Annotated in this window: 8 protein-coding genes and 1 pseudogene; 4 read left to right on the top strand and 5 right to left on the bottom strand. The window is 66.7% G+C overall.

Going from position 1 to position 6,548, the window contains the following annotated elements; translation table 11 throughout:
• From PHQ87_RS13410 to smpB, 4 genes and pseudogenes are all read right to left on the bottom strand, one after another.
• A pseudogene (locus PHQ87_RS13410) lies at positions 1-378 on the bottom strand (anti-sigma factor); the annotation flags it as partial.
• Between the two features lie 27 nt (positions 379-405).
• Positions 406-918, bottom strand: a complete 513-nt coding sequence (locus PHQ87_RS13415) for a sigma-70 family RNA polymerase sigma factor (RefSeq protein ID WP_300235283.1) — start codon at positions 916-918, stop codon at positions 406-408.
• Between the two features lie 16 nt (positions 919-934).
• Positions 935-1,300, bottom strand: a complete 366-nt coding sequence (locus tag PHQ87_RS13420) for a hypothetical protein (RefSeq protein ID WP_300235285.1) — start codon at positions 1,298-1,300, stop codon at positions 935-937.
• A 95-nt stretch (positions 1,301-1,395) separates the two neighbouring features.
• The gene (smpB, locus tag PHQ87_RS13425; RefSeq protein ID WP_300235287.1) at positions 1,396-1,887 is read right to left on the bottom strand and encodes an SsrA-binding protein SmpB; all 492 of its coding nucleotides are present in this window, start codon (positions 1,885-1,887) and stop codon (positions 1,396-1,398) included.
• Between the two features lie 99 nt (positions 1,888-1,986).
• Between smpB and PHQ87_RS13430 the strand changes: the two genes are divergently transcribed.
• Positions 1,987-2,430 (top strand): type II toxin-antitoxin system RatA family toxin, encoded by a 444-nt coding sequence (locus PHQ87_RS13430; RefSeq protein WP_300235290.1) that lies wholly within the window; start codon positions 1,987-1,989, stop codon positions 2,428-2,430.
• A 5-nt stretch (positions 2,431-2,435) separates the two neighbouring features.
• Positions 2,436-2,759, top strand: a complete 324-nt coding sequence (locus PHQ87_RS13435) for an RnfH family protein (RefSeq protein WP_300235292.1) — start codon at positions 2,436-2,438, stop codon at positions 2,757-2,759.
• 21 nt (positions 2,760-2,780) lie between these two features.
• Here PHQ87_RS13435 and PHQ87_RS13440 read toward each other — a convergent pair whose 3' ends face one another.
• Positions 2,781-3,326 (bottom strand): DUF4124 domain-containing protein, encoded by a 546-nt coding sequence (locus PHQ87_RS13440; RefSeq protein WP_300235295.1) that lies wholly within the window; start codon positions 3,324-3,326, stop codon positions 2,781-2,783.
• Between the two features lie 110 nt (positions 3,327-3,436).
• Here PHQ87_RS13440 and guaB point away from each other — a divergent pair, with 110 nt between their 5' ends.
• Both guaB and guaA read left to right on the top strand, forming a co-directional pair.
• Complete coding sequence (gene guaB / locus PHQ87_RS13445) at positions 3,437-4,906, top strand: IMP dehydrogenase (RefSeq protein ID WP_300235299.1); 1,470 nt, start codon at positions 3,437-3,439, stop codon at positions 4,904-4,906.
• Between the two features lie 74 nt (positions 4,907-4,980).
• On the top strand, positions 4,981-6,548 hold a 1,568-nt coding region (gene guaA, locus PHQ87_RS13450), incomplete at its 3' end, for a glutamine-hydrolyzing GMP synthase (RefSeq protein ID WP_300235302.1).

Here is a 6,548-nt window from a genome sequence, read left to right on the forward strand (position 1 = left end):
CGGCCCCGCCATGGCGATCTGCTGATCCTGTCCGGGCGGCGGCCAGTCGCCGTATCCCCGCATGGTCCAGCCCAGGCCGAAGGCCAGCACCCAGCCGGCCGCCAGAGCTCCCCAGGTGGTCCAGCGGCCGCGCGTGGCCCTGGTCTGTTGCAGCCGCTCGGCCGCCTGCCGCAGGCCGGTGGGCAGTGGGCGCTCCCCCCAGTCACCATGGAGCCCCTGCAGCAGCGCGCGCTGGTGCTCCCAGGCCCGGACATCGTCCTGTGCCCGCTCATCCAGCCGGGCCAGCAACCGCTGTGTCGCGGCAGGCGGCAGGCGCCCGTCCACCAGGGCATGCAGGTCGGCGTCATCGCCGGGCGGGGCTTGGGAGGGAAAGTTCATGGCGATTGCGCGAAATCGGGGCGGGGTTCATTTCATGCGCCGCAGTGCCGCCGGCGAGCGGGTGGGGATGCCTGAGGCCGGATCCAGCAGTTCGCGCATGCGCGAACGGGCCCGTGACAGGCGGGACATGACCGTGCCCACGGGAATGTCCAGGACCCGCGCCACGTCGGCATAGGCCATGTCTTCCAGAGTCACCAGCAGCAACACGGCGCGCTGCTCGGCCGGCAGGCGCTGCAGGCAGCGGTCCAGGTCCATCGCCGTATCCCCGACGATGCCGTCCGCCCCCGGCAGGCTGGCCAACCCTTCGGCATCCACCATCTGAACCGCCACCAGGCCACGGCGCTGGTTCAGGTACAGGTTGTGCATCAGCGTGAACAGCCAGGCACGCAGGTCGCTGTCGCGGCGCCACAGCCGCCACTTGCGGCAAGCGCGCTCCAGCGTATCCTGCACCAGATCGTCGGCTGCCCAGGCATCACCGGTCAGCGCGCGTGCGTAACGGCGCAGGCCGGGCAACTGCTCAACCACCTGGGTGCGGTTCATGCGCACATTGTCGTCGTCACGGGGTGGCCAGGTGCCAGACGTTGTTCACGCCGTCGCCCGTCCTGTCGCCGGCCATCTTGTCCTTGCTCCAGTAGTACAGCGGCTTGCCCTTGTAGGCCACCTGTCGGGCACCGTCTGCGCGCTGGATCAGGCTGTAGTCGGTGCCTTCGGGGGCCATCGTCGCCACCAGAGGCGGCCAGTTGACCGCGCAGTTGCCGGTACACATCGACTGGCCACTGCCTGCGACATCGCGATCGAACGTGTACAGCGTCATGCCGTTGGGACCGACCAGGACACCCCCTTGCACACTCACCTGCGCATAGGGCATCGAATGGCATCCGGCCAGGGCCAGGGCGATGATCAGGGCATTGAATCGGGTCATGGTGTTCTCCAGGCGTTGCCGGTCGCGCGAAATCGCGGCCGTGCGCAAGATAAACACCGGTGGGCAGGCGTTTATTCCACGCCCGCCGAAATCAATCAGCGCTGGCGCTGCTTGAGCGCGCGCTCGACCTCGCGCTTGCCCTCGCGGTCCTTGATGGTGTCGCGTTTGTCGTGCTCGGCCTTGCCCTTGGCCAGCGCGATCTCGCACTTGACCTTGCCGTTCTTCCAGTGCAGGTTCAGCGGCACCATGGTGAAGCCCTTTTGCTCGGTCTTGCCGATCAGCCGCTGGATCTGCTCCTTGTGCAGCAGCAGCTTGCGGGTCCGTGTGGCCTCGGCGTTCACATGGGTGGAGGTGGTGCGCAGCGGATTGATCTGGCAACCGATGAGAAACAGCTCGCCATCGCGGATCACGATGTAGCCATCGGTGATCTGCGTCTTGCCCTCGCGCAGGGCCTTGACTTCCCAGCCCTGCAGCACCAGTCCGGCCTCGAAGCGCTCCTCGATGTGGTAGTTGAACAGCGCCTTCTTGTTCTCGGCGATGCGGGCATCCTTGCTGCCCTTGCTGGAGTCGTTCTTGCGGGTGGCCATGGGCGTCAGATGGGGCCAGAGCTGGCCAATACAATGGAGGATTGAGTCCTGGTGGCAGTGTGCGTCAGGTCACGCGGTCCGGGCAGGACCGCAGATTGTATGAAAACGATCCAGAAATCCGTACTGCTCTGGCACAGCGCCCACGAAATGTTCAGCCTGGTGACCGATGTGCAGCACTATCCGCAGTTCCTGCCCTGGTGCGATCACGCCGACATCATCGAGCGCACGCCCGAGGGCATGACCGCCAAGGTGGGCATGGCCATTGGCGGCCTGCGCCAGAGCTTCACCACCCGCAACCGCCATGTGCAGGACCGCCAGGTCCTGATGGAGCTGGTGGACGGGCCGTTTTCGCACCTCGAAGGGTGCTGGGACTTCGTGCCCCTGGGCGATGGCACACAGAAGGCCTGCAAGGTGGAATTCCGGCTTACTTATGGCTTTTCCAGCAGGACACTGGCCACCCTGGTCGGGCCGGTATTCGACAAGATTGCGGCCAGCCTGGTGGACGCCTTCGTCAAGCGGGCCGATCAGGTCTACGGCAGTTGAGTGCCATGAAAGTCACACTGGTCCACGCCAGCGCGCCGCGCGAAGTCCATGCGCTGGAAATGGAGCTGCCCGAAGGCACCAGCATTGCCCAGGCCCTGCAGGCCGCCGGCTGGACGGCACGTTTTCCCGGCATCGAGACCCTGGGTATCGCCATCTGGGGCCGGCGTGTCGACGCCAACACCCGGCTGCGCGATGGCGACCGGCTGGAGTTCTGCCGGCCGCTGCGGGTCGATCCCAAGGTCGCCCGGCGTGAGCGCTTTGCCGGGCAGGGTGCCCGCACGGCCGGGCTGTTCTCGGCGCGCAGACCGGGCTCGAAGGCCGGCTACTGAGCGAAAAGGCAGCCGCCGGCTTTACCGGGCCGCGGGCATGGGTCCACAGTCGGATGCCACGATCTGGTCCAGGCGCTTGCCTTCGGTTGCCCGGGCCTGATCATCCATGATCTCGCGCTCGCCCTTTGCATTGGTCGTGGCAATGCGCACGCCCGAAGCCAGCGTGGCTTTGGCCCTCTTGGCGCGCTCGCAGTTTTCGGCGCGGGCCTTGGCAACCTGCTCCTGCTCGGCCCGGCGCTTGGCGGCTTCGGCTGCCTCGGCCTGCTTCTTTCTGGCTTCGAGCTGATCATCCCGTCCGGGCGGCACGTCCGGAGCAGGCTTGGACGCGGCCGCCTGGTTCTGGGTCGCCTCTGCAGCCTCGGTGCCGGGGGACACGGCAGGTGCGCCCGGGCGTTTGAGCACGTCCTTGTCGGCCACGGTCGCTGGCGGCGGTGTGTCGCTGTAGACCTTGTGCCCTTGCGCATCGACCCACATCCACTGGGCCGATGCAGCGCCGGCAGACAGGACCAGGGCAAGCGCCAGCAGCGGCGTGCGTACGCGGAAAATGGGAGCGTGGTCGGCGTGCATGCGCACAGTTTAACGCCCGGCCATACCACCGCAATGCGGCGGCGGACCTGTCCTGGAGGACCATGGGGATCTTGCGCCAAAGGTACAATAGTGTTTTTGGAGCTTTATCCATGCGCCTCCTCGGCAAAGCGCTTACATTCGACGATGTCCTGCTGGTGCCCGCGTATTCCCAGGTCCTGCCCAAGGACACATCGCTGGTCACTCAGTTCACCCGAAACATCCAGTTGAACCTGCCCCTGGTCTCCGCGGCCATGGACACGGTCACGGAAGCCCGTCTGGCCATTGCCATTGCCCAGGAAGGTGGCATCGGCATCATCCACAAGAACCTCTCGGCCAAGGAGCAGGCGGCACAAGTCGCCAAGGTCAAGCGCTATGAATCCGGCGTGCTGCGCGATCCGGTGGTCATCAGCCCGCGGACCTCGGTGCGTGAGGTCATGGCCCTGTCCGACGAGCTGGGCGTGTCCGGCTTCCCGGTGGTCGACAACGGCAAGGTCGTGGGCATCGTGACCGGCCGCGACCTGCGCTTCGAGAACCGCCACGACCTGGCCGTCAGCGAGATCATGACGCCCCAGGACCGCCTGGTCACCGTGCCCGAAGGCACCACACCCGAACAGGCCAAGGCGCTGCTGAACAAGCACAAGATCGAGCGGCTGCTGGTGGTCAATGACGCCTTCGAGCTCAAGGGCCTGATCACCGTCAAGGACATCACCAAACAGCTCAACTTCCCCAATGCCGCGCGTGACGCGGCCGGCCGCCTGCGCGTGGGCGCGGCAGTGGGTGTGGGCGAGGGCACCGAAGAGCGCGTCGAGGCGCTGGTGCGGGCCGGTGCCGACGCCATCGTGGTGGACACCGCGCACGGCCACAGCAAGGGCGTGATCGACCGCGTGCGCTGGGTCAAGCAGAACTACCCCCAGGTGGACGTGATCGGCGGCAATATCGCCACCGCCAGTGCCGCCCTGGCCCTGGTCGAGGCCGGTGCCGACGCCGTCAAGGTGGGTATCGGTCCGGGCTCCATCTGCACCACCCGCATCGTCGCGGGCGTGGGCGTGCCGCAGATCATGGCCATCGACAACGTGGCCACTGCGCTGCAGACCACGGGCGTGCCCATGATCGCCGATGGCGGCATCCGCTACAGCGGTGACATCGCCAAGGCCATCGCGGCCGGTGCCAACACCGTGATGATGGGCGGCATGTTCGCCGGCACGGAAGAGGCCCCGGGCGAGATCGTGCTGTTCCAGGGCCGCAGCTACAAGAGCTACCGTGGCATGGGGTCCATCGGCGCCATGCAGCAAGGCAGTGCCGACCGCTATTTCCAGGAAAGCAGCACCGGCAACCCCACCGCCGACAAGCTCGTGCCCGAGGGTATCGAGGGTCGCGTGCCTTACAAGGGCTCGGTCCTGACGATCATCTACCAGATGGCTGGCGGTCTGCGCGCGGCCATGGGCTACTGTGGCTGCCCGACCATCGAGCACATGCGTGCCAAGGCCGAGTTCGTCGAGATCACCTCGGCCGGCATCCGCGAGAGCCACGTGCACGACGTGCAGATCACCAAGGAAGCGCCCAACTGCCGGGCCGACTGATCGCGCACACGCCAAGGGCCGTCCCAGCCGGACGGCCTTTTGTTTTTCCAGCCCCGCTTTCTCTGGCCAGATCCATGCAGCACCAGAAGATCCTCATCCTCGATTTCGGCTCCCAGGTCACGCAGCTCATCGCCCGCCGCGTGCGCGAGGCGCATGTGTACTGCGAGGTCCATCCCTGCGACGTCAGCAGTGAATGGGTGCGCGAGTACGCCGCCGACGGGCAGCTCAAGGGCGTCATCCTCTCGGGCAGCCATGCCAGCGTGTACGAGGTGGATGACAAGGCACCCGACGCCGTGTTCGAGCTGGGTGTGCCGGTGCTGGGCATCTGCTATGGCATGCAGACAATGGCGCAACAGCTCGGCGGCAAGGTCGAGGGCTCGCACACGCGCGAGTTTGGCTACGCCGAGGTGCGCGCACGCGGCCATACGAAGCTGTTGCAGGATATCGCCGACTTCACCACCGCCGAAGGCCACGGCATGCTCAAGGTGTGGATGAGCCACGGCGACAAGGTCACCGAGTTGCCGCCGGGCTTCAAGCTCATGGCCAGCACCGACAGCTGCCCCATCGCCGGCATGGCTGATGACGAGCGCCGCTTCTATGCCGTGCAGTTCCACCCCGAGGTGACGCACACCGTGCAGGGCAGGGCGATCCTGGAGCGCTTCGTGCTGCAAATCTGCGGCGCGCGGCCCGACTGGGTCATGAAGGACCACATTGCCGAGGCCGTCGAAGCCATCCGCGCCCAGGTGGGCGACGAGGAGGTGATCCTGGGCCTGTCCGGCGGCGTCGATTCCAGCGTCGCGGCCGCGCTGATCCACCGCGCCATCGGCGACCAGCTCACCTGCGTGTTCGTGGACCACGGCCTGCTGCGCCTGAACGAAGGCGACATGGTCATGGACATGTTCGAAGGCAAGCTGCACGCCAAGGTCATCCGGGTGGATGCCAGCGAGCTGTTCCTTGGCGAGCTGGCCGGCGTGAGCGATCCGGAGCAAAAGCGCAAGATCATCGGCCGCCTCTTCGTGGACGTGTTCAAGGCCGAGGCCGCCAAGCTCAAGGCCGGCGGCAACGGCCACAAGGGTGCCACCTTCCTGGCCCAGGGCACCATCTACCCCGACGTGATCGAGTCGGGCGGCGCCAAGAGCAAGAAGGCCGTGACGATCAAGAGCCACCACAACGTGGGCGGCCTGCCCGAGCAGCTGGGTCTCAAGCTCCTGGAGCCGCTGCGCGACCTGTTCAAGGACGAGGTGCGCGAGCTGGGCGTGGCCCTGGGCCTGCCGCCCGAGATGGTGTACCGCCACCCGTTCCCGGGCCCGGGCCTGGGCGTGCGCATCCTGGGCGAGGTCAAGAAGGAATACGCCGACCTGCTGCGCCGGGCCGACGCCATCTTCATCGAGGAACTGCGCAACTTCCGCGACGAGGCCAGCGGCAAGACCTGGTACGACCTGACCAGCCAGGCCTTCACCGTGTTCCTGCCGGTCAAGAGCGTGGGCGTGATGGGCGACGGCCGCACCTACGACTACGTCGTGGCCCTGCGCGCCGTGCAGACCAGCGACTTCATGACGGCCGACTGGGCCGAGCTGCCCTACGCGCTGCTCAAGAAGGTCTCCAGCCGCATCATCAACGAGGTGCGCGGCATCAACCGGGT

The organism is Hydrogenophaga sp. (assembly GCF_028698005.1).
GTDB lineage: Bacteria > Pseudomonadota > Gammaproteobacteria > Burkholderiales > Burkholderiaceae_C > Hydrogenophaga.

Excerpts from the sequence above, each read along its gene's own strand:
- PHQ87_RS13420 (WP_300235285.1), bottom strand. The coding sequence starts at position 1,300 with ATGACCCGATTCAATGCCCTGATCATCGCCCTGGCCCTGGCCGGATGC.
- PHQ87_RS13415 (WP_300235283.1), bottom strand. The coding sequence starts at position 918 with ATGAACCGCACCCAGGTGGTTGAGCAGTTGCCCGGCCTGCGCCGTTAC.
- smpB (WP_300235287.1), bottom strand. The coding sequence starts at position 1,887 with ATGGCCACCCGCAAGAACGACTCCAGCAAGGGCAGCAAGGATGCCCGC.
- PHQ87_RS13430 (WP_300235290.1), top strand. The coding sequence starts at position 1,987 with ATGAAAACGATCCAGAAATCCGTACTGCTCTGGCACAGCGCCCACGAA.
- guaB (WP_300235299.1), top strand. The coding sequence starts at position 3,437 with ATGCGCCTCCTCGGCAAAGCGCTTACATTCGACGATGTCCTGCTGGTG.
- PHQ87_RS13435 (WP_300235292.1), top strand. The coding sequence starts at position 2,436 with ATGAAAGTCACACTGGTCCACGCCAGCGCGCCGCGCGAAGTCCATGCG.
- PHQ87_RS13440 (WP_300235295.1), bottom strand. The coding sequence starts at position 3,326 with ATGCACGCCGACCACGCTCCCATTTTCCGCGTACGCACGCCGCTGCTG.